This is a genomic window from Pseudomonas sp. HY13-MNA-CIBAN-0226, assembly GCF_040310305.1.
GTDB classification, from domain to species: Bacteria; Pseudomonadota; Gammaproteobacteria; order Pseudomonadales; family Pseudomonadaceae; genus Aquipseudomonas; species Aquipseudomonas gregormendelii.
In genome coordinates, this window is the sequence record NZ_JBEOPS010000004.1 from 237948 (window position 1) to 259310 (window position 21363).

The window sequence follows — 21363 nt, forward strand, 5'->3', positions numbered from 1 at the left end:
GCCGTTGTAGGAGCGAGCTCGCTCGCGATGGTGGTCAACGATGACACGGGAAAACTGACACCCCGCAGCGTTCTCAGGTTTTTCGCGAGCAAGCTCGCTCCTACATGAAAAATGTCACCCATAAGCCCGACATACACCATATCGGTCCATGAGCCCGTCTAGCCCAGGTCAATCCATCAGCCCCCATTCGCCAGAGGCCGGCGCCGCCCCCGGCGTCACCTCCCCATGCAACTTCAGTCGCAAGCGCAGATTGTTCACTGAATCCGCATGCTTCAACGCCTCCTCCTCATCGATCGCCCCTTCGACCACCAGCCCGAACAGCGCGCCATCAAACGTCTGCATCCCCTGCTCGGCCGATTTTTCCATGATGCCTTTGAGCTCATCCAGCTCATTGCGCCGGATCAGGTCGGCGATGGTCGGCGTGCCCAGCATCACTTCTACCGCGGCCCGACGCTGGCCACTACGGCTGCGCACCAGGCGCTGGGAAACAAACGCCTTGAGGTTGTTGCCCAGGTCATGCAGCAACTGGGGGCGGCGTTCGTCCGGGAAGAAATTGACGATGCGGTCCAGTGCCTGATTGGCGTTGTGGGCATGCAGCGTGGAAATCACCAGGTGCCCGGTGTCGGCAAATGCCAGGGCATGCTCCATGGTTTCGCGGTCGCGGATCTCGCCGATCAGTACCACGTCCGGGGCCTGGCGCAAGGTATTCTTCAGCGCGGCGTGAAAGCTGCGGGTATCGACCCCCACTTCGCGCTGGTTGATGATAGAACGCTTGTGCCGATGGATATATTCGACCGGGTCCTCGATCGTGATGATGTGCCCGCTGCTGTGGCGATTGCGGTAGTCGATCAACGCGGCCAGGGAAGTCGACTTGCCCGACCCGGTGGCGCCTACGAACAGCATCAGGCCTTGCTTGAGCATGATGGTATCGAGTAGCACCGCTGGCAGGTTGAGGTCTTCGAAGCGAGGAATGTCGAGCTTGATATTGCGCGCGACGATGGACACGTCGTTACGCTGTTTGAAAATATTGACGCGAAAGCGCCCCACCCCCGGCAACGAGATCGCCAGGTTCATCTCCAGCTCCCGATCGAACTCCAGGCGCTGTTCGGCGTCCATGATGGACGCGGCAATGGCGGCGATCTCTCCCGCCTTGAACGGTTGCTCGGCCAGTGCCTGCAATATCCCATCGAACCGGGCGCTGGGCGGCGCGCCTGTGGAGAGGTACAGATCGGAGCCGTTACGGCGGGCCAGCAGCGTTAACAGTGCAACGATTTCCATGGCAAAAAACACCCGCGAAGCATTCAATTGGACAGTATGACCCCAACAGGCCACCCAGCGTCTACCACCTTGCAAGCATAATAGACGCCGCCAGACCGACATTACTGCAGGACAATTTGATGAACGCATCACCGACCGGCAGCGATGCCCAGGCCTTGATCGCCCGCACCGACTGGAGCCGCAGTGCGCTGGGCGCTGCCAGCACCTGGCCGCAAAGCCTGCGAACCGCCGTGGACATCGTGCTTCATTCGCCCATGCCCATGCTGTTGATGTGGGGGCCAGACCTCACGCAGATCTACAACGACGGGTTTGCCCTGCTGGCGGGCAGCAAACATCCCCATGCGTTTGGCCAACCGGCACATCAGGTCTGGCCCGAACTCAAGGACTTCACCAATCCGATCTATAGTGCAGTGCTGCAAGGCCAGGTGCGCACCTACAGCGAACAGCGCTTTATCTTGCAGCGTGACGGCGTTGATGCGGAATTCTGGCTGGACCTGACCTACAGCCCGATCCGCGACGAAGCCGCGCAGGTCGCCGGCATCCTGGTCACAGCCATTGAAACCAACGAGCGCCGGCGCATTGCCGTGGAGCTCGAGCAGCGCTCGGCAGCCAGCCTCAAGGCCCAGCGCGAAACCGAAGAGCGCCTGCAGCTGGCACTCGCCGCGACAGATGCGGTTGGCACCTGGGACTGGGACATCAACGAAGACCACTTCATAGCCGACACCCACTTCGCCCAGCTGCACGGGATCGACCCGCTGCTGTCCAGCCAGTTACCCATCACCGCCTATCTGCAAGGCGTACACCCTGAAGACCGGGCCACCGTCGCGCGGGGCATCAAGCACGCTATCACCCACGGTACTGAATACGCCGAGGAATACCGCCTGCTGCAGGCTGACGCCCAGGTGCGCTGGGTGTTCGCCCGCGGGCGGTGTTACAAGGATCACCACGGGCGGCCGATCCGCTTCCTCGGCGCCGCCCTGGACCTGACCGAACGCAAACACACCGAGCAGGCCTTGCGCCAGAGCCAGACCGAGTTGCAGCTGATCATCAACGCCATGCCGATCCTGATCAGCTACGTGGATCGCGAGGAGCGCTTTCGCCTGAACAATGCCGCCTACCTCGACTGGTACGGCCGCACGCCCCAGGAACTTTACGGGCGCACGATCCGCGAAGTACTCGGCGAGGAAGCCTACGCATTGCGCGCCACGCACATTGCCGACGCCCTGAACGGCAAGACCTGCTGCTTCGGCATCGACACTCGCCACCGTGACGGCAGCTACCGGCATGCCCTGATGAACTACCTGCCGCGCCATGGTGCGGACGGTGCGGTGAACGGTTTCTACATTTTCGTGATTGACGAAACCGAGCGCAAAAACACCGAGGAGGCGCTGCGCAACCTCAATGAAACCCTGGAAGAGCGCGTGGCCGCCCGTACCCGACAACTGGCCGAAACCAACCAGCGCCTGCAAAACGAAATGTTTGAACGCGAACGCGCCGAAGACGCCTTGCGCCATGCACAGAAGATGGAAGCGGTGGGTCAGCTCACCGGCGGCATTGCCCATGACTTCAACAACATGTTGACCGGGATCATCGGCAGCCTCGACCTCATGCAACGCTACATCGCTGACGGGCGTGCCGCCGAGATCGGCCGGTTCACCGAAGCGGCCGTGTCGTCGGCCAACCGCGCCGCCGCCCTGACCCACCGCCTGCTGGCCTTCTCCCGACGCCAGTCGCTGGATCGCAAGCCGTTGAACGCCAACGACCTGGTCCACTCCCTGGAAGATCTGCTGCGCCGCACCAAAGGCGATCACATCGAGCTGCGCCTGCAGCTGACTGAAGACGCATGGCCGGTCAGCACCGACGTCAGCCAGCTGGAAAATGCCCTCTTAAACCTGGTGATCAACGCCCGCGATGCCATGCCGGACGGCGGTGAGCTGCTGATCGAGACGGCCAATGTCTACCTGGAAGACAGCGACATTAACACCCTGGAACCGCTCAAGGCCGGGGATTACCTGATGATTGCCGTCAGCGATAACGGCACCGGGATGACACCTTCGGTACTGGCCAAGGCCTTCGACCCGTTCTTCACCACCAAGCCGATTGGCCAGGGCACAGGCCTGGGCCTGTCGATGATCTACGGGTTTGCCCAGCAGTCCGGCGGGCATGTCCATATCGACAGCGTGCCGGGCCAGGGCACCTGCGTGCGCCTGTACCTGCCTCGCCTGCAAGACATGGAGCAGCCAGACACCCTGCTGCCCTTCACAGGCGAAGCGCCGGCGGCCAATGCCGGTGAGACCGTGGTACTGGTCGAGGATGATCCGGCGGTGCGCATGCTGGTGCTGAACCTGCTCAAGGAGCTCGGTTACCAGGCCCATGAGGCTCGGGATGCGATCGAGGCCCTGCCCTTGCTGGAGTCGGACGCGCGGGTCGACCTGCTGGTGACCGATGTCGGCCTGCCGGGCATGAACGGACGGCAACTGGCGGAAATCGCCCGTCAGCGCCGGCCCGGCCTGAAGGTGCTGTTCATGACCGGTTACGCGGAAAAAGCTGCCGAACGCCAGGGTTTTCTCGAGCAAGGGATGGACATGGTGGCCAAGCCGTTTTCGATCGACCTGCTAGCCAACAAGATTCGCGCGATGCTCGGTCAACCGGGGTAAGTTGAGGCATAATCGCCCGCCCCGCGCTGGCACCCGCCCAGCCACCACCGTTGCAAGGTACTTCCAATGAAAGCTCAAGCCCGCCATATCCTGGTGAAAACCTCGGAAGAAGCCGAGCAGCTCAAACAGCGTATCGCCAAGGGCGAAGCCTTCGATGTGCTGGCCAAAAAATACTCCACCTGCCCGTCCGGCAAACGCGGTGGTGACCTGGGTGAAGTGCGGCCCGGACAGATGGTCGGGGTGATAGACGCAGTGATTTTCAAGAAGCCATTGCGGGTGGTGCACGGGCCGATCAAGAGCAAGTTCGGTTATCACCTGGTGCAGGTATTCTACCGCGATTGATCCTGCGGCCACTGTGGGAGCAAAGCGTGCTCGCGATTGCCGCACCTCGGTCTTGACTGTTAAAAACAGGTTTCCATGGTCTCGATGACATTCAACTGCTCATCCACCAGACACCCTACCCGCCACTTGTCGAACGTCAGGCATGGATGGGAAGTGCCGAAGGAAATGATGTCCCCCACCCGCAGTTCAACCCCGGGCGCCACGGTCATGAACGCATGCTGGTCCATGACCGCAGTCACTTTGCAGGCACCCACGTCGTCGCCCACTGCAGGCACCACCCCCGGCCGGTAACGCCGCAACGGGACCGGCAGTCCGGCGTCATAGGCGACGTCGCGCTTGCCCAGGGCAATCACCGCAAACCCCGGCTCCGGCAGCGACTGCACGTGGGCCCAGACTTCCAGTGCCGGGCGCAGGCCTTCGTGCAAGTCGCTGCGACGCTCGAGCACGCAGCACTGCGCCTCTTTGTAGATGCCGTGGTCGTGGGCCACATAGCTGCCAGGACGCAGCACACTGAGAAAGCGTCCGGCGGCATTCTGCGCCTCGAACGATTCGGCAATCAGGTCGTACCAGGCCGACCCCGAGGCCGTGATGATCGGCTTGGCGATGGCGAATGCGCCGCTGTCCTGCAACTGGACCGCCAGGCGCACCAGGGAGGTGGCGAACGCGCGAATTCCGCTCTCGGCATGATCACCGTGGATCACACCTTCGTAGCCTTCGATACCGGTCAGTGCCAGTGCCGGTTGCGCACAGATGGCTTTGGCCAGATCAAGCACTTCCTGTTCCGTGCGGCAGCCACACCGGCCGCCGACCACACCATATTCGATCATCACGTTCAGGCGCACACCGCGCGAGGCGAAGTAGCCACCGAGGTCGGCGACGTTATCCGGATGATCGACCATGCAGTGAAAATCAAAGCCCGGGTCTGCCAGCAGATCCGCGATCAACGCCATGTTCGGCGTGCCGACCAGTTGATTGGCCATGAGTATCCGCCGCACGCCATGGGCGTAGCCGGCACGGGCCTGGGTTGCGCTGGCCAGGGTAATGCCCCAGGCGCCGGCATCCAGTTGGCGGCGAAACAAAGCCGGCGTCATGCTGGTTTTGCCATGGGGGGCGAGCTCGGCGCCGCTGTTGCGCACAAAATCCTGCATCCAGCGAATGTTGTGTTCCAGCGCTTCCCGGTGCAAAACCAGGGCCGGCAGGCTGACGTCGCGCACCAGGCTGGCGCCGGTGGAGGCCGCACCTTTTTCCACGGCGACGTTGATTGGGGCAGTAGTCATGGTCGAACTCCTCGGATTTCGCGACGTCACACAGCCGCTGTCCTGCATTCGGTGACGATTCAGGCTTTTTTCCTGTAGGCCACGCAATCAATCTCAACCTTGCAGTCGACCATCATGTTCGCCTGCACACACGCCCGGGCCGGGGCATGCTCAGGGCTGAAGTACTCGGAAAACACCTTGTTGAAGCTCCAGAAATCCCGCGGGTCTTCCAGCCACACACCGGTACGAACCACGTCCTTCAGGCCATAACCGGCCTCTTCGAGGATCGCGACCAGATTCCTCATGGTCTGGTGAGTCTGCTCGACGATACCGCCGACGATGATCTCGCCATCCAGCGCCGGGACCTGGCCAGACACGTACAGCCAGCCATCGGCCTCCACGGCGCGGGCGAAGGGCCGCGGCTGGCCGCCGCCTGCAGTGCTGCCGGTGCCGTATCGAGTGATGCTCATGGGTATTTCTCCTGGTCTGGATGCTGGGTGCTGGGTGCGCCGATTCTGAACGTGCGCCAGCTGAGAGATTAAATCGCAAGCAGGCTCGCTCCTACAGGAAATTGTGATCGATCACAAAATCTGCGGGAGCGAGCCTGCTTGCAATGAGGCCTTCAAGGGCCCGGCAAGATTAAACGCTGCGAGGCACCAGCAACACGCGCGTCACCCGGCGCTCCTCAACGGCCATCACGGTCATCCGCCAGCCGTCCCACTCATGACTGTCACCGATGACCGGCAGGCGATCCAGCACACTCACCACCAGGCCGGCCAGGGTCTGATAGTCCTCGGTGGGTTCTGCCGCGAAACCAGTGCGCTGGCGCACCCGCATCAGGTTCAAGGCGCCGCTGACGATGAACCCGCCATTGTCCTCAATCACGTCCGGGCCTTCGATTTCACTGGCGTCAGGCAACTCACCGGCAATCGATTCCAGGATGTCGGTCATGGTCAGCAAACCGACGAAGTCACCGAACTCATTGACCACGAAGGCAATGTGAGTCGAGGCCTTGCGCATCTGCTCCAGGGCATTGAGGATCGAATAGCTGTCCAGCAGGTTGATAGTCTTGCGCGCCAGGTGTTCAAGGTCCGGCTCGTTGCCGGCCAGGTATTCCTTGAGCAATTCCTTCTTGTGCACAAAGCCCAGGGGCTCGTCCACCGCGCCGTCGCGAATCAGCGGCAGGCGCGAATAGGACGAGTGCATCAGCCGCGCGCGAATGGCTTCGGCGTCATCCGCCAGGTCGATGTGATCGATGTCGGCACGGACCGTCATCAAGGTGCGGATCGGCCGCTCGGCCAACTGCAATACACCGCTGATCATCACCCGCTCGCGCCGGTCGAATAGCGCTTCACTCGGTGCCTCGCCATTGTCCAGCAGGTCGGCGATCTCGTCGTCGACCTCCTCCGCTGCCAGCGTGCGCCCGCCCAGCAAACGCATCACGGCATGCGCGGTGCGTTCGCGAATCGGCCGCACGCCCTGCACCGAGCGTTTGCGACGAGCGCGTGCGATCTGGTTAAAGACCTCGATCAGGATCGAGAAGCCGATGGCCGCGTACAGGTAGCCTTTCGGAATATGGAAGCCCAAGCCTTCGGCGGTCAGCGCGAAGCCGATCATCATCAGGAAGCCCAGGCACAGCATGATCACTGTCGGGTGCGCGTTGACGAAGCGGGTCAGCGGCTTGCTGGCGACGATCATCAGGCCAATGGAAATGATCACGGCGATCATCATCACCGCCAGTTCATCAACCATACCCACGGCGGTGATCACCGCGTCCAGGGAGAACACCGCGTCGAGCACGACGATCTGCGCCACGATTGGCCAGAACATCGCGTACGCCGTATTGGACGTGCGCTCGCCGACATGGCCCTCGAGCCGCTCGTGCAGTTCCATGGTGGCCTTGAACAGCAGGAATACACCACCGAACAACATGATCAGGTCGCGGCCGGAGAAGCTCTTGTCGAACACCTCGAACAGCGGCTGCGTCAGGGTCACCAGCCAGGAAATACTGGCCAGCAGGCCCAGGCGCATCAACAACGCCAGGGACAAACCGATGAGCCGGGCGCGGTCGCGCTGCTCGGGGGGCAGTTTGTCCGCCAGAATCGCGATAAACACCAGGTTATCGATACCCAGTACCAGTTCCAGCACAATCAGGGTCAACAGGCCCAGCCACGCGGTGGGATCAGCAATCCATTCCATGAAAATCTCTCTACCTCTTCAGTTGATTCAGAATGCCAGGCACGGCAAAGCGCGCCGCACAGGCCGTGAAAATACTTGGGAAATGGATATCTGGGGGCGGAAGACTGGGTGCTTCGCGTGCATCAAGACTGCGCGGCGGCGCCGGGCGATCGGGTAACTGGGAGGCTCCGAGAGGGTGTTCATGCAATTCCTGCGGGAAAATAAGGATTCCAAGCGTACAGCGGAATCCTATTTTTCCTACACATGGAAATCATTACAAAATCTGTAGGAGCGAGCTTGCTCGCGAAAAACCTGAGGGCGCTGCAGGGTGACAGGCTTGCCGCGCTATCGTTGACGACCATCGCGAGCAAGCTCGCTCCTGCAACGAATCTGCTCGATGTACCGGCCCACCGCCGCAGACTTTTCAAACCGCCGATAGATCAAGGACAACCACGAACTCGCCTCACAGCCGTCAATCTGCCGATACCAGACACCGGGCAAACCCACATGGCCGACCACCGATTCCGGCACTACGGCCACGCCCTGCCCCAGGGACACCAGCGCCAGCACCGCCACCAATCCACCCGGTTGGGCCCCCAGTTTTGGCGCAAAGCCGCCCTCGGCAGCCACCTGCAACGTACCGCTGATCTGCTCGGGCAGAATAAAGGTCTCATCCTGCAGTTGCCTCGGGCTGATCATCGGCAACCGGCTTAGCCATGACTCGCCCGACACCGCCAGGACAAAACCTTCGGCATCCAGGCGTACAGCTTCCAGGCCGTCCGGCAACGTCATGGGCGAGCGCACGTAACCGACGTCATATCGTCCATCCAGGACCATCGCCGGTAGGGCGGCCATCGGGCTTTCGCACACACTCACGCTGACGTCCGGATACTCGCGAGTGAAGGCCTGCACCTGTTTTTGCAGGAGCCCGGAATAGACTGCCGAGGCCACATATCCCAATTCAATGTGGCCGATGTCCCCGCGGCCGGCACGCCGGGCATTATTCTGCGCCGCCTCAAACTGGCGCACGGCAGCGTCCGCCTCGGGCATCAGCGCGACGCCGGCCTCGGTCAGGCTGACGTCACGTTGATGGCGGTTAAACAGCCGGGTGCCGAGTTCGCTTTCCATGTCCTGGATCTGCCGGCTCAGAGTCGGCGGTGCGATACCCAGTTGCTCGGCGGCGCGGGTGAAGTTGCGCTGACGGGCGACGGCCAGGAAATAACGAAAATGACGGATATCCATAGGCGTATTAGCTCAAAGGTAACGAAGTCATGGTGCTCGCCTAACGCGGACAGTAGCTGGCAGCCATAAGCTTGAACGACTCCCACCCTAGAGAACAACCGCCATGCTCGTCAAACCCCGGGTCAGCCCACGCCTGACGTTACTTACAGCCTCAGGCGTTTGCTCACTGATCGTCCTCGACACCAACATCGTCGCCGTCACCTTGCCCACCATTGCCCGCGACCTGGGTGCCAATTTTGCCGACATCGAATGGGTAGTCAGCGCCTACATGCTGGCGTTCGCCGCCTTGTTGCTGCCGGCGGGCAGTATTGCCGACCGATTCGGCCGACAGAAAACCCTCCTGTGGGGCCTGGGCATTTTTATCCTGGCCTCTATCGGTTGCGGGGCCGCACCCAGCGCTTTGGTCCTGGACATCGCGCGGGCGATCAAGGGCGTTGGCGCAGCGCTGCTGCTGACCTCGGCCCTGGCGTCCATCGGCCATACATTTCACGATGAGGTCGAACGGGCCAAGGCCTGGGCGTTCTGGGGTGCCTGCATGGGCGTGGCGATGACAGCCGCACCGACCCTCGGCGGGCTGATCACGGAAACCATTGGCTGGCGCTGGATTTTCTACCTCAATCTGCCGGTGGGAGCGTTCCTGATGGTGATGGTGTGGCGCGCTGTTCCCGAATCGCGCGACCCGCAGTCCGCTCGTCTGGACCCTTGGGGGAGCCTGGCCTTCAGTGCCAGCCTGCTGTGCCTGATCTGGGGGCTGATCGAGGCCAACCGCATTGGCTGGAGCAATCCGCTGACCTACGCCCGGCTCATCGGCGGCGCTTTATTGATGGGGGCGTTTGTGCTCATCGAGCGCATGCAGCAAAGGCCGATGGTCGACCTGCAGCTGCTCCGCCATCCGCGGTTTATCGGCGCCCTGCTCGGCATGTTCGCCTACGCTGGTTGCGCCCAGGTAATGATGACGCTGCTACCGTTCTATCTGCAAAACGGCCTCGGCTTATCTGCCATAAGTTCGGGCCTGGGCATGTTGCCGTTTGCTGCGACCATGCTGATTTTCCCGAAGGTCGGTGCACGCCTGGCCACTAAATTTACGCCAGGCACGTTGATGGCGACCGGGCTGGCCCTGGTCGCCAGCGGCAACCTGTTGAGTGCGTTGGCGGTCAGCAGCGCCAGCTACCTGCCCTTCGCCCTGGCGATTGCAGTCACCGGCGCCGGGGCCGGATTACTCAATGGCGACACCCAGAAAAACATCATGGCGTGCGTGCCCCGCGAACGCACGGGGATGGCATCGGGCATGAGCACCACCATGCGCTTCAGCGCCATCGTCCTGGCAATCGGCGTGTACGGTGCCCTGCTGACGAGCCACTCCTCGCAGGTGTTGCACGCCGAACTGACGAACCAGGGTCCGCAATGGCTGGAGCACACTCAAGGTATCAGCTCGCGAGTGGTCGCCGGGGACATGCCCGCAGCCATGAGCCTGCTGCCCGAGGCCGCTCGCACGTTGGTGGAGCCTCTGGCCCGGCAAGCATTCATCAGTGGCTTCAGCTTGTTACTGCTGGTTGCCGGGCTGTTGGCGGGATTGGGCGCGCTGGCAGTCGGCACCTTGATGCGTCATCCGATTCCGGTGCAGAGCGGCTTGTCCCTGAGCGCGAAATAAACAGGGGAGTCATGACCGGCATTGAGTTGTCCTCTTTTAACCCGAGAACAATTCATCGCTCGATTTTTGGAAAACGGAGTACCCCATGGCGAAAATCACCCTTGCCCAGCTACTGGCAACCACCCTTGAACAGGCCGGCGTCAAGCGCATCTGGGGCCTGACGGGCGACAGCCTCAACGGCCTGACCGAAGCGCTGCGCACCATGGACAGTATCGAGTGGATGCACGTGCGCCATGAGGAGGTCGCCGCCTTCGCCGCCGGTGCCGACGCGGCGGTCACTGGCGAACTGGCGGTGTGCGCCGGCAGTTGCGGGCCGGGTAATCTGCATTTGATCAACGGGTTGTTCGACTGCCACAGGAACCACGTGCCAGTGCTGGCAATTGCCGCCCAGATCCCATCGTCGGAGGTCGGCCTTAATTACTTTCAGGAAACCCATCCCCAGGAACTGTTCAAGGAGTGCAGCCATTTCGTCGAACTGGTGAGCAACCCGGCGCAGATGCCCCAGGTGCTGCACCGGGCGATGCGCAGCGCAATCCTCAACCGCGGCGTGGCGGTGGTGGTGATTCCCGGTGACGTGGCGTTGCAGGAAGTTGACGACGCCTTCAAGCCCTGGCCCGCGCTCGCCCAACCCCGCATCCTGCCGGCGCCCCATGACCTCGATCGACTGGTCGAGCTATTGAGCCAAAGCAAGGCCGTTACCCTGATGTGCGGAGCCGGCTGCGCGGGCGCCCATGATCAGGTGGTGGCCTTGGCCGACGCCCTTGGCGCGCCAGTGGTGCATGCCTTGCGCGGCAAGGAACACGTGGAGTGGGACAACCCGTTCGACGTAGGCATGACCGGCCTGATCGGTTTCAGCTCCGGTTACCACGCCATGCTCAACTGCGACACCCTGGTGATGCTCGGCACCGACTTTCCCTATCGCCAGTTCTATCCCACCGACGCAACCATCATCCAGATCGACCACGACCCGCAGGCCCTCGGGCGGCGCACGGCCCTGGACCTGGGCATAGTCGCCGACGTCAGCGAGACGCTCGCGGCCCTGTTGCCACGCCTGCCCTATCGGGCTGATCGAAGCTTCCTGGAGTCATCACTCAAGCACTACGCAAAAGCCCGTCAGGGCCTGGATGACCTGGCCCAGCCGTCGGCGCCAGGGCGTCCGATCCACCCGCAGTACCTGACCCGCCTGCTCAGTGAACTGGCGGATGAAGACGCGATCTTCACGGCTGACGTCGGCACGCCAACGGTGTGGGCTGCACGCTACCTGAAGATGAATGGCCAACGGCGCCTGCTCGGCTCCTTCAACCACGGTTCTATGGCCAACGCGATGCCGCAAGCGATCGGCGCACAGGCAGCCTTCCCTGACCGCCAGGTGATTTCCCTGTCGGGTGACGGTGGTTTCAGCATGCTGATGGGGGATTTCATTTCCCTGGCGCAACTCAGGTTGCCAGTGAAAATCATCGTCTATGACAACGCCTCCCTGGGCTTTGTCGCGATGGAAATGAAGTCCAGCGGGCTGCTGGATACGGGCACCGACCTGCACAATCCGGATTTCGCGGCGATGGCCAACGCGATGGGCATCCTCGGGATTCGCGTCGAGGCCAGCGAAGATCTGGACGCGGCATTGCGTCGGGCGCTGGCGCATGACGGGCCGGTACTGGTGGACGTGGTGACCGCAACCCAGGAACTGGCCATGCCGCCGACCATCAAACTGGAGCAGGCCAAGGGTTTCAGTTTGTACATGCTCAAGGCGGTGATGAGCGGGCGTGGGGATGAGGTGATCGAGTTGGCGCGGACTAATCTGTTTCGTTGAGGGCCGGTTACGTCCTGTAGGAGCTGGCTTGCCAGCGATGGTCGTAAACGATGACACGGGGTTGCGGGATGAACCGGTAAAGGCCACGAGATTAAAAGATCGCAGCCTCGTTTCTCTCGGCAGCTCCTACAGGGGGACAAGTTCGTCGATGTGGCGGTAGTCGATGGTTAACTCTGCGGCCAATTGCTTCGCTCGTGCCAAGCGAATCGGGCCGCGCTCTATGTCGATCAGCAGCCCGGGGCACTTGAGCGACGACAGTATCGGCCACTCCTTCAACCGCCCATCGGTGACTAGCAATAGCCGCTGTTGCTCGGCGGGCAAGCGCTTTTGCCGCGTAGCCAGCCATTGTTCCGCCTCGGACAGTGCTGCCAGCAAAGGTGTGCCGCCTCCGGCACCCAATTGATCCAGCCAGGCGTGCAAACCGCTGGACGCCTTTAAACCTTGTACCTGCCAGCTCGGGGTCGTACCGCTGGCGGTCAGCAACGCCAGCCGCGCACGCTGGCGATAGGCGTCATCGAACACCTGCGCGAGCAAACCCTTGGCATCACTCAGTGCCTGGTGGCGACGAGTGGACGCAGAGGCGTCGACGATCACCAGCCACAGTTCATGGGGCGAGCGAGTGCGTGCCTGAAATTGCAAGTCATCACGCTGGCGCGGTCGCCCATTGAGCAAGGTGCCTGGCCAGTTGACCGAACCTTCGCGCGTCACCCGCTGCGGGCCTTGCTTGCCGCTGTCGAGATGTCCGGCGCGGGCTTTGGCATTCGCCCCCGCTGCAGATCGAGGGCGAATGCCTAGGGCTTTTTTGGCCAGCTCGGCACTTCGCGGCGAGCGCCAGTCGGCAGTGCCTGGGCGGGCATTTCGCCCCATTGGCCCTGCCCTTCCCCTGGCTGCGAACCTTGGCTTGTGGGTGGCTGGCTGGCTTGCGGCGCGGGTGGTGTGTGTTCGCGCCGACGATGGCGCAAGGCGAACTCGGCAACCGCTTCAATATCTTCTTCGCCTATCCCTTGTGCACCGCGCCAGGCCGCGTGGGCCCGGGCGGCACGCAACCAGACGAGATCAGCGCGCAAGCCATCGACGCCGGCAGCGAAGCAGCGCTCAGTGATTTTGCCCAAGGCCTGGTCATCCAGAGGAATGCTGGCCAGTACACTCCGGGCCTGCTCACAACGCTCGCGCAAGGCGTGCTGGGCGGCTTCCCATTCGGCGCAAAACGCCGCGGGATCATGATCAAACGCCAGGCGCCGGCGAATGATTTCGCCGCGTTCGGTGGGTACAGTGTGGCCACCGAGCGCAACGTTCAGGCCGAAGCGATCGAGCAACTGCGGACGCAGCTCACCTTCTTCAGGGTTCATGGTGCCGATCAGGACGAATTTCGCCGAATGCCGATGGGAGATGCCATCGCGTTCTATCAGGTTGATGCCGCTGGCCGCCACGTCGAGCAACAGGTCCACCAGGTGATCGGGCAGCAGGTTGACTTCATCGACATACAATACGCCGCCGTCGGCCTTGGCCAGGACGCCTGGCGAAAATCGCGCGCGGCCTTCATTCAGTGCCGCATCAAGATCGAGGGTACCGACCAGGCGCTCTTCTGTCGCACCCAGCGGCAGCGTGACGAACAGGCCGCTGGCGAGCAGGTCCGCCAGGCCCCGGGCCAGGGTGGACTTGGCCATACCTCGGGGGCCTTCGATCAACACGCCGCCGATCTTCGGGTCGATGGCGGTGAGGCACAGGGCGAGCTTCAGATCGTCGGCGCCGACCACGGCGGATAAAGGAAAATGCGGTGTTTCAGTCATTAGTCAGTCTCGGTCATGGTCATGGTCGCAGTATCGCGAGCAGGCTCACTCCTACAGGGGGGTAATTGCAGTCTCAAGTATCTTCTTCAATGTCCAGCAGCAGATTCTCCAGCGCCTCCTGGTACTCGCCGGGCTCTTTCCACATGCCGCGCTGCTGCGCCTCGAGCATGCGCTCGGTCATGTCGCGCAGGGCATGGGGATTGTGCTCGCGCACAAACTCGCGGGTCGCCGGGTCCAGCAGGTAAGCATCGGCGAGCAACGCGTACTGGTGATCGTCAATCAACTGCGTGGTGGCGTCGAAGGCGAACAGGTTGTCGACCGTCGCCGCCATTTCGAACGCGCCTTTATAACCGTGGCGCTTCACCCCGTCGATCCACTTGGGATTGGCTGCGCGGGAGCGAATAACCCGGTTGAGTTCTTCCTTGAGGGTGCGGATTTTCGGCAGGTCGGGCTGGCTGTGATCGCCGTGATAACTGGCCGCCGCTTCCCCGCTCAGGCTTTCGACGGCAGCGAGCATACCGCCCTGGAACTGATAGTAGTCGTTGGAATCGAGCAAATCGTGCTCACGGTTGTCCTGGTTTTGCACCACGGCCTGGACCTGACTCAGGCGCTGGGCGAACTGTTCCCGGGCAGCCGTTCCTTCGTCTGAACCGCCATAGGCGTAGCCGCCCCAGTTGAGGTAAACCTCGGCCAGGTCTTCGCGGCTCTGCCACAAGCGACCCTCAACCGCGCCCTGCACGCCAGCACCATAGGCCCCCGGTTTCGCCCCGAAAATCCGCCACCCGGCCTGGCGGCGCGCAGCCTCCTGGTCAAGCCCCGCCAGCAACAGGGTTTCCCGCTCGGCACGCACCTTGGCAGCCAGTGGATTGAGGTCGTCGGGCTCGTCGAGTTCGGCAACCGCTTGCACGGCGGCATCGAACAGCCGGATCAGATTGGCGAACGCGTCGCGGAAGAACCCGGACACCCGCAACGTGACGTCCACCCGTGGGCGGTCCAGCAGGCTCACTGGCAAAATTTCAAAGTCGTCAACCCGCTGACTGCCGGTGGCCCACACCGGCCGCACGCCCATCAAGGCCATCGCCTGGGCGATATCGTCGCCACCGGTGCGCATGGTCGCGGTGCCCCAAACCGACAGGCCGATCTGGCGCAGGTGATCGCCGTGGTCTTGCAGATGGCGTTCAAGGATCAGGTTGGCCGACTGGAAGCCGATGCGCCAGGCGGTGGTGGTCGGCAGGTTGCGTACGTCCACCGAATAGAAGTTGCGGCCCGTGGGCAGCACGTCCAGTCGTCCCCGGCTGGGTGCACCGCTTGGGCCGGCAGGGACGAAGCGGCCGTTCAACGCATCGAGCAGACCGCGCATCTCTGCCGGGCCGCAAGCGTCCAGGCGGGGGGCGACGGCTTCGCGCAGGTGGTCGAGGATGGCCGACACTTGCGCCCAGTTCTCACCTTGCGGGAGCGAATACGGTGTGTCAGGCAAATCAAGTTTGGCTGACACTGCGCTCCCACAGGTGGTTTGCTCGATCAGTTGCGTGGCGAACAGTTCCAGGCGTTCGCGGGTGTCGCCCGCCGTGCGCCATGTATCATCATTGATGGATTGCAGTTCAATGGGACGCGGCCCGGTCCACGGCTCGGCCAATGCACAGTCCAGCGGATCAAAGCCCAATTCGAACGCCTTCGCCAGCGCCCGCAGCACGCTCGACTGGGCACCGCGTCCATCGCCACGAGGAATACGCAGCAACGCCAGCAAGGTGTCGATGCGCAGCCGACCGCTCGGCGACTCGCCGAAGATGTGCAGGCCGTCGCGGATCTGCGACTCCTTCAGATCACACAGATAAGTGTCCAGGCGCGGCAGCCAGATGGCCGCGTCGGCATCACTGTCCAGCTGTTCGTCCAGCTGCAGCTCTCGGTCGATATGGCTGTCGCGCACCAGTTGCAGGATGTCGCGCTGCAGCTCCCGCGCCCGACGGGGGTCGAGCAGCTGCGCATCGTAGTACTCGTCGGCGAGCAGCTCCAGGTTGCGCAGCGGGCCATAGGTTTCGGCGCGGGTCAGCGGCGGCATCAGGTGATCGATGATCACGGCCTGGGTGCGCCGCTTGGCTTGGGCGCCCTCGCCCGGGTCATTGACGATGAAGGGATAGATGTTCGGCAACGGCCCGAGCAGCGCATCCGGCCAGCAATGCTGCGACAGCCCGACACCCTTGCCCGGAAGCCATTCGAGGTTGCCATGCTTGCCGACGTGAATCACACCGTGGGCACCGTAGGTGTTGCGCAACCAGAAATAGAACGCGAGATAGCCGTGCGGCGGCACCAGGTCCGGGTCGTGGTACACCGCGCTAGGGTCAACCTGATACCCCCGAGCCGGTTGAATGCCGACAAAGGTCAGGCCAAAACGCAGGCCGGCGATCATCATCCGGCCGCTGCGGAACATCGGATCCTTTTCTGGCGCCCCCCAACGCTGCAGCACGGCCAGCCGGTTGGCCTCAGGCAGCGCGTTGAAACTCGCCAGGTAGTCATCCAGCCCGAGGCTTTGCTGGCATGGACGCTGATCAATAGTGTCGAGGTCGTTGCTGACGCCGCCGAGCAGTTGCTGGATCAGCGCGGTGCCGCTTTCCGGCAGTTGATCCGGCAGCGGATAACCTTCCTGGCGCAGCGCGCGCAGGATATTCAGCGCCGCCGCCGGCGTATCGAGCCCGACGCCATTGCCGATGCGACCATCGCGGGTCGGGTAGTTGGCCAGGATCAGCGCAATGCGTTTTTCGCGGTTGGGTACTCGGGCCAGATCGGTCCAACTCCGCGCCAGTTCAGCGACGAAATCCATTCGTTCGGGCTGCGCGCGGTAGCACACCACGTCCGACTGGCTGCGCTCGCTGCGCCACGCCAGGTCCTTGAAGCTGATCGGTCGGCTGATGATCCGCCCGTCCAGTTCCGGCAGCGCAATGTGCATGGCCAGGTCCCGCGGGCCGAGACCCTGGTCGCTGGCTTGCCAACCGGCCTCGTTATCCTGGGCGCAAATGGCCTGGATCACCGGAATATTGCGGCGAAACGGCCGGATATGCGGCGCTTCGGGACTCGACTGGGCAAAGCCGGTAGTGTTGAGAATTACCGAGGCGCTGACTTCGTCCAGCCAGTCCTCGACCACCGCCAGGCAGCCGGGTTCTTTCAGGCTGGCCACGGCAATCGGCAGCGGGTTCAACCCAGCCGCCTGCAGGCGCTGGCAGAAAATATCGATGAAGGCGGTATTGGCCGCCTGCAGGTGCGAGCGATAAAACAGCACGGCGGCCACGGGCTGCCCGGCCTGCCAGTCGGCTTGCCAATCGGCTAGTACAGCTGGGCTTCGCTGCGGATGGTAGATCGCCGTGCGCGGCAAAGCCTGCGGCTCCGCCCAGGGGTAGTCGCGTTCCAGCCAACGACTGGCCAGGCAGCGAAAGAAATCCAGGGCATTGCCCAGACCGCCCTGGCGTAGAAACTGCCAGAGCCGGTCGCGGTCTTCGGCGCCCACGGTACTGAGGTCGCTGAGTTCCGGGTCGGGACGGTCATCGCCTGGCACCAGAATCAGTTGCACGCCACGTTCGGACAATTGCACCAGGCGCTCGACGCCATAACGCCAATAGGCGATGCCGCCGTGCAGCGAGATCAGAATCACCTTGGCATGGCGTAGCACTTCATCGACATACAGGTCGACCGAGGCATGATTCTGCACCTGCATCGGGTTGGCCAGGCGCACGCTTGGATAGTCGTCGGGCAACTGTTGCGCGGCTTCGGCGAGCAACGCCAGGCTGGAGTCGCCGCTGCACAGGATCACCAGCTCAGCAGGGGTCTGTCCAAGATCGGCAATATTGTCATCCGAAACGAAACCGCCGGGCTGGGTCCTGAGCAGGTGCATGGCTTATACGCTGAGCGCGGCGCGCAGTTGTGCTTCGAGTTGGGCGGCGTCCAGCTCCTGGCCGATCAGCACCAGGCGGGTGGTGCGCGCTTCATCGGCGCCCCACTGACGGTCGAAATGCTTGTCGAAACGCGTGCCCACGCCTTGGATCAGCAGGCGCATCGGTTTGTTCGCAATAGCTGCGAAACCCTTGACCCGAAGGATGCCGTGCTTGACTACCAGTTGCGTCAGGGCGTCCAGCAGCAGGCTTTCATCCGCCTGGGGCAGTTCGATGGAGATCGAATCGAAGGCGTCGTGATCGTGATCGTCTTCACCTTCGTGGTGATGATCGTGATGGCTGTGACGGCTGTCGATGTGTTCTTCGGAACCGGCACCCAGGCCAATCAGCACGTCCAGGGGCACACGACCGCTACTGGCTTCGATGACCTTGACCGCCGGCGGCAGTTCCTCGGCGACTTCCAGGCGCACCCGGGCCAGGTCTTGCGGGCTGATCAGGTCGGCCTTGTTGAGGATGACCAGGTCGGCGCTGGCCAACTGGTCGGCGAACAGTTCGTGCAGTGGCGATTCGTGATCCAGGTTCGGGTCGAGTTTGCGCTGGGCGTCAACCTGGTCAGGGAACGCAGCAAAGGTGCCCGCCGCCACGGCCGGACTGTCGACCACGGTGATCACGGCGTCGACGGTGCAGGCGCTGCGGATTTCCGGCCACTGGAAGGCTTGCACCAGGGGCTTGGGCAGGGCCAGCCCGGAGGTTTCAATCAGGATGTGGTCGAGGTCGGCGCGACGGGCCACCAACTCGCGCATCACCGGGAAGAACTCTTCCTGGACGGTGCAGCACAGGCATCCGTTGGCCAGTTCATAGACGCGGCCGCTGGCTTCTTCTTCAGTGCAACCGATGGAGCACTGCTTGAGGATTTCGCCATCGATACCCAGTTCGCCAAATTCGTTGACGATGACCGCGATGCGCCGGCCCTGGGCGTTGTCGAGCATGTGCCGCAGCAAGGTGGTCTTGCCCGAGCCAAGGAAGCCGGTAACGATGGTGACGGGAAGTTTGGCCAGTGTTTTCATCGGATGCCCTTTGGCAAGGTGGCGGGCATACGGGACGACAATCGCTGCGACTGAAGCGCGCGCGGGAGAGTTCGCCACCGGATCACCCCGCCCGGTTGTAGTGAGAATCTGTATCGAGGCAGGTCTCCTGGCTGACGGCGTGCCGGGCATGCAGCCTGGCATTCGCTGCGCCTTCCCGCGAACCCGTTGTACAGGGCTTGCAGTGGCGTGGCAGCGAACATCACCGTTCACAGTTGCGGGGGCAGCCGCGGCATTGACCGCGTTCCCTTCTTAGCTTCGGCCAACGCCGAAGAACCTCGAAAGCGCAAGGCTACGCATGGTATCGGGGCGGGTCAATGCTCCTGCGGTAAACGCTATCCCCTGCAGGAGCTGCCGAAGGTTGCGATCAGTTGATTGTGTCTGTCAAACAGCCAGATCAAAAGATCGCAGCCTCCGGCAGCTCCTACCGGGGCCGACCCCCAATTGAGAACCTCTGCCAATTGACGCCAAACCCCGCCTCATGCTCTCCTACGCAACTTGTTACGGGTGCCCTTCACAGGGTGAAACGGGAAACCGGTGAATCATGTGCTTTACTAGAAGCTCATGTCAGTCCGGTGCTGCCCCCGCAACGGTAAGCGAGCGAAGAGTCAGATCCACTGTGCCAGCAGTACGGCATGGGAAGGCGACTCTTGCAGGTACAGGCGCAAGCCCGCACCCCTCGCGAGCCCGGAGACCGGCCCGCAACGCATGGCGAACATCAGGTTCGCTGACCAACAAACCCGCGGTGGGCGGGCGCTGTTTGAGCTTCGGCGTGCCCGTTCGCAGGAGTTTTCCATGCGCTCCATAACCCCGCTGACAGACCAGAGGGAAGCGCCATGTCGACCATCAGCACCACCGGTAGCCGTACCACCAGCAGTACCACGACCCTGACCCAACGCCTGACCGCCGCTGTTTTCGCGTCGATCCTGGGCGCCGGCCTGGTGTATTTCGCCGGTTTCTCGCACATTGAGGCGGTGCACAACGCGGCGCACGATACCCGTCACAGCTCCGCGTTCCCGTGCCACTGAGACCTGCCCAGATGATCAAGCGTATCGCGCAAACCGCAGGTTTTACCGGGTTGCTGGCCGCCCTGCTGCTGACCCTGCTGCAAAGCCTCTGGGTCTCTCCGCTGATTCTGCAGGCGGAAACCTACGAACAATCCGAACCTGCCACGGTTCAAATCCACGAACACGCAGCCGGCGCTACCGCAGCGCACAGCCACGACGCTGAAGCCTGGGAACCGGAAAACGGTTGGCAGCGCCTGCTGTCGACCACTGGCGGCAACCTGGTAGTCGCCGTGGGTTTCGCGCTGATGCTGGCCGGCCTCTACACCCTGCGCGCGCCAACTCGCACGTCCCAGGGCCTGCTCTGGGGCCTGGCCGGCTACGCGACCTTCGTCCTGGCGCCAACCCTCGGCCTGCCCCCTGAATTGCCGGGCACTGCAGCGGCGGACCTGACTCAACGGCAGATCTGGTGGATGGGTACAGCCGCTTCCACAGCGGTCGGTATTGCGTTGATCGTCTTCAGCCGTCACTGGCTGATGAAGGTCCTTGGCGTGGCGATCCTGGCCGTGCCACACGTGATCGGAGCACCACAACCCCAGGTGCATTCGATGCTCGCGCCAGAGGCATTGGAAACCCAGTTCAAGATTGCCTCACAGTTGACCAACGTGGCGTTCTGGCTGGCACTGGGCCTGATCAGCGCCTGGCTGTTCCGGCGCAAAAATCCTGATCAATACCCGGCATGACCCAAGCTGGCAAAGTGCCGACGCTGGTCGTCGGCCTTGGCTGCCAGCGTGGCTGCCCTCTCAGCACGCTGCGGGCGCTGCTGGACCAGGCGCTGCAGGCCCACTCTATCGAGCTCGAGCAGATCAGTGCCCTGGCGAGCATTGACCTCAAGCGAGAAGAGCCAGGCCTGATTGAGCTCGGCGTCCAGCTTGGGCTTGAGGTGCAGTTTTTCAGCAGTGAGGCACTGGCCAGGTATCAGGGCCAGCTCAGCCATCACTCGGACATCGCTTTCGAACGTACCGGCTGCTATGGAATCGCTGAAAGCGCTGCCCTCGCCCTGGCCGAACAGTTAGCCCGCACCCCGGCAATACTCTTGATTTCACGACAAAAATACGCCCAGGCCACCCTCGCATTGGCCCGCGCCGTTTAGAATCCCCGATAATCCCATGCCTGATCATGAGCAATC

General features: G+C 62.7%; 16 protein-coding genes, 1 pseudogene and 2 riboswitches. Of the genes and pseudogenes, 8 read left to right on the forward strand and 9 right to left on the reverse strand.

Annotated features, from left to right (window positions below; all coding sequences use genetic code 11):
• Nucleotides 1-27 precede the first annotated feature (27 nt).
• Nucleotides 28-105, forward strand: a pseudogene (locus AAEZ05_RS06485) (outer membrane lipoprotein carrier protein LolA); the annotation flags it as partial.
• Nucleotides 106-168: 63 nt separating this feature from the next.
• On the opposite strand, the gene AAEZ05_RS06490 reads toward AAEZ05_RS06485, so the two are convergent.
• On the reverse strand, nucleotides 169-1278 hold the full coding sequence (locus AAEZ05_RS06490) for a PilT/PilU family type 4a pilus ATPase (protein WP_045057628.1): 1110 nt from the start codon (nucleotides 1276-1278) through the stop codon (nucleotides 169-171).
• 119 nt (nucleotides 1279-1397) lie between these two features.
• Between AAEZ05_RS06490 and AAEZ05_RS06495 the strand changes: the two genes are divergently transcribed.
• Together AAEZ05_RS06495 and AAEZ05_RS06500 are read left to right on the forward strand one after the other, a co-directional pair.
• Entirely contained in the window at nucleotides 1398-3935 is a 2538-nt protein-coding gene (locus tag AAEZ05_RS06495) for a PAS domain-containing hybrid sensor histidine kinase/response regulator (RefSeq protein ID WP_045057565.1), read from the forward strand.
• Nucleotides 3936-4001: 66 nt separating this feature from the next.
• Complete coding sequence (locus tag AAEZ05_RS06500) at nucleotides 4002-4277, forward strand: peptidylprolyl isomerase (protein WP_007898282.1); 276 nt, start codon at nucleotides 4002-4004, stop codon at nucleotides 4275-4277.
• A 59-nt stretch (nucleotides 4278-4336) separates the two neighbouring features.
• Here the strand turns inward: AAEZ05_RS06500 and AAEZ05_RS06505 are convergent, their stop codons facing one another.
• The 4 genes from AAEZ05_RS06505 to AAEZ05_RS06525 form a co-directional block, all read right to left on the reverse strand.
• Nucleotides 4337-5554 carry an amino acid deaminase gene (locus AAEZ05_RS06505; RefSeq protein WP_045057566.1) on the reverse strand — a complete coding sequence of 406 codons (1218 nt, stop codon included), beginning with the start codon at nucleotides 5552-5554 and terminating at the stop codon, nucleotides 4337-4339.
• A 59-nt stretch (nucleotides 5555-5613) separates the two neighbouring features.
• Entirely contained in the window at nucleotides 5614-6003 is a 390-nt protein-coding gene (locus tag AAEZ05_RS06510; protein WP_045057567.1) for a RidA family protein, read from the reverse strand.
• A 169-nt stretch (nucleotides 6004-6172) separates the two neighbouring features.
• Complete coding sequence (locus tag AAEZ05_RS06515) at nucleotides 6173-7732, reverse strand: TerC family protein (protein ID WP_045057568.1); 1560 nt, start codon at nucleotides 7730-7732, stop codon at nucleotides 6173-6175.
• A gap of 324 nt (nucleotides 7733-8056) precedes the next feature.
• Nucleotides 8057-8953, reverse strand: coding sequence for a LysR family transcriptional regulator (locus AAEZ05_RS06525; RefSeq protein WP_045057569.1), 897 nt, complete (start codon nucleotides 8951-8953; stop codon nucleotides 8057-8059).
• 103 nt (nucleotides 8954-9056) lie between these two features.
• Between AAEZ05_RS06525 and AAEZ05_RS06530 the strand changes: the two genes are divergently transcribed.
• Both AAEZ05_RS06530 and poxB read left to right on the forward strand, forming a co-directional pair.
• Nucleotides 9057-10604 carry an MFS transporter gene (locus AAEZ05_RS06530; protein WP_045057570.1) on the forward strand — a complete coding sequence of 516 codons (1548 nt, stop codon included), beginning with the start codon at nucleotides 9057-9059 and terminating at the stop codon, nucleotides 10602-10604.
• Nucleotides 10605-10689: 85 nt separating this feature from the next.
• A complete protein-coding gene (gene poxB / locus AAEZ05_RS06535) occupies nucleotides 10690-12414 on the forward strand; it encodes a ubiquinone-dependent pyruvate dehydrogenase (protein WP_045057571.1) in 1725 nt (574 codons plus the stop codon).
• Between the two features lie 126 nt (nucleotides 12415-12540).
• Here the strand turns inward: poxB and AAEZ05_RS06540 are convergent, their stop codons facing one another.
• The 4 genes from AAEZ05_RS06540 to cobW all read right to left on the reverse strand — a co-directional run bounded on the left by AAEZ05_RS06540 (nucleotide 12541) and on the right by cobW (nucleotide 19152).
• On the reverse strand, nucleotides 12541-13281 hold the full coding sequence (locus AAEZ05_RS06540) for a vWA domain-containing protein (RefSeq protein ID WP_205892845.1): 741 nt from the start codon (nucleotides 13279-13281) through the stop codon (nucleotides 12541-12543).
• The gene (locus AAEZ05_RS06545; RefSeq protein WP_045057572.1) at nucleotides 13206-14204 is read right to left on the reverse strand and encodes a magnesium chelatase ATPase subunit I; all 999 of its coding nucleotides are present in this window, start codon (nucleotides 14202-14204) and stop codon (nucleotides 13206-13208) included. The genes AAEZ05_RS06540 and AAEZ05_RS06545 overlap by 76 nt, the downstream gene beginning before the upstream one ends.
• Nucleotides 14205-14277: 73 nt before the next feature.
• Nucleotides 14278-18087 (reverse strand): cobaltochelatase subunit CobN, encoded by a 3810-nt coding sequence (gene cobN, locus AAEZ05_RS06550; RefSeq protein ID WP_350646834.1) that lies wholly within the window; start codon nucleotides 18085-18087, stop codon nucleotides 14278-14280.
• Nucleotides 18088-18090: 3 nt separating this feature from the next.
• Nucleotides 18091-19152: a cobalamin biosynthesis protein CobW gene (cobW, locus tag AAEZ05_RS06555; RefSeq protein WP_045057574.1), complete on the reverse strand. Its 1062-nt coding sequence runs from the start codon at nucleotides 19150-19152 to the stop codon at nucleotides 18091-18093.
• 100 nt (nucleotides 19153-19252) lie between these two features.
• Nucleotides 19253-19466: riboswitch (cobalamin riboswitch) on the reverse strand.
• Nucleotides 19467-19658: 192 nt separating this feature from the next.
• A riboswitch (cobalamin riboswitch) is annotated at nucleotides 19659-19887 on the forward strand.
• Between the two features lie 119 nt (nucleotides 19888-20006).
• Here cobW and AAEZ05_RS06560 point away from each other — a divergent pair.
• Genes AAEZ05_RS06560 through AAEZ05_RS06570 form a run of 3 tightly spaced genes read left to right on the forward strand, consistent with a single transcriptional unit; the run spans nucleotide 20007 to nucleotide 21327 of the window.
• The gene (locus AAEZ05_RS06560; RefSeq protein WP_045057575.1) at nucleotides 20007-20198 is read left to right on the forward strand and encodes a CbtB domain-containing protein; all 192 of its coding nucleotides are present in this window, start codon (nucleotides 20007-20009) and stop codon (nucleotides 20196-20198) included.
• 11 nt (nucleotides 20199-20209) lie between these two features.
• Nucleotides 20210-20917 (forward strand): CbtA family protein, encoded by a 708-nt coding sequence (locus tag AAEZ05_RS06565; RefSeq protein ID WP_045057576.1) that lies wholly within the window; start codon nucleotides 20210-20212, stop codon nucleotides 20915-20917.
• Entirely contained in the window at nucleotides 20914-21327 is a 414-nt protein-coding gene (locus tag AAEZ05_RS06570; RefSeq protein WP_045057577.1) for a cobalamin biosynthesis protein, read from the forward strand. The genes AAEZ05_RS06565 and AAEZ05_RS06570 overlap by 4 nt, the downstream gene beginning before the upstream one ends.
• Nucleotides 21328-21363 lie beyond the last annotated feature (36 nt).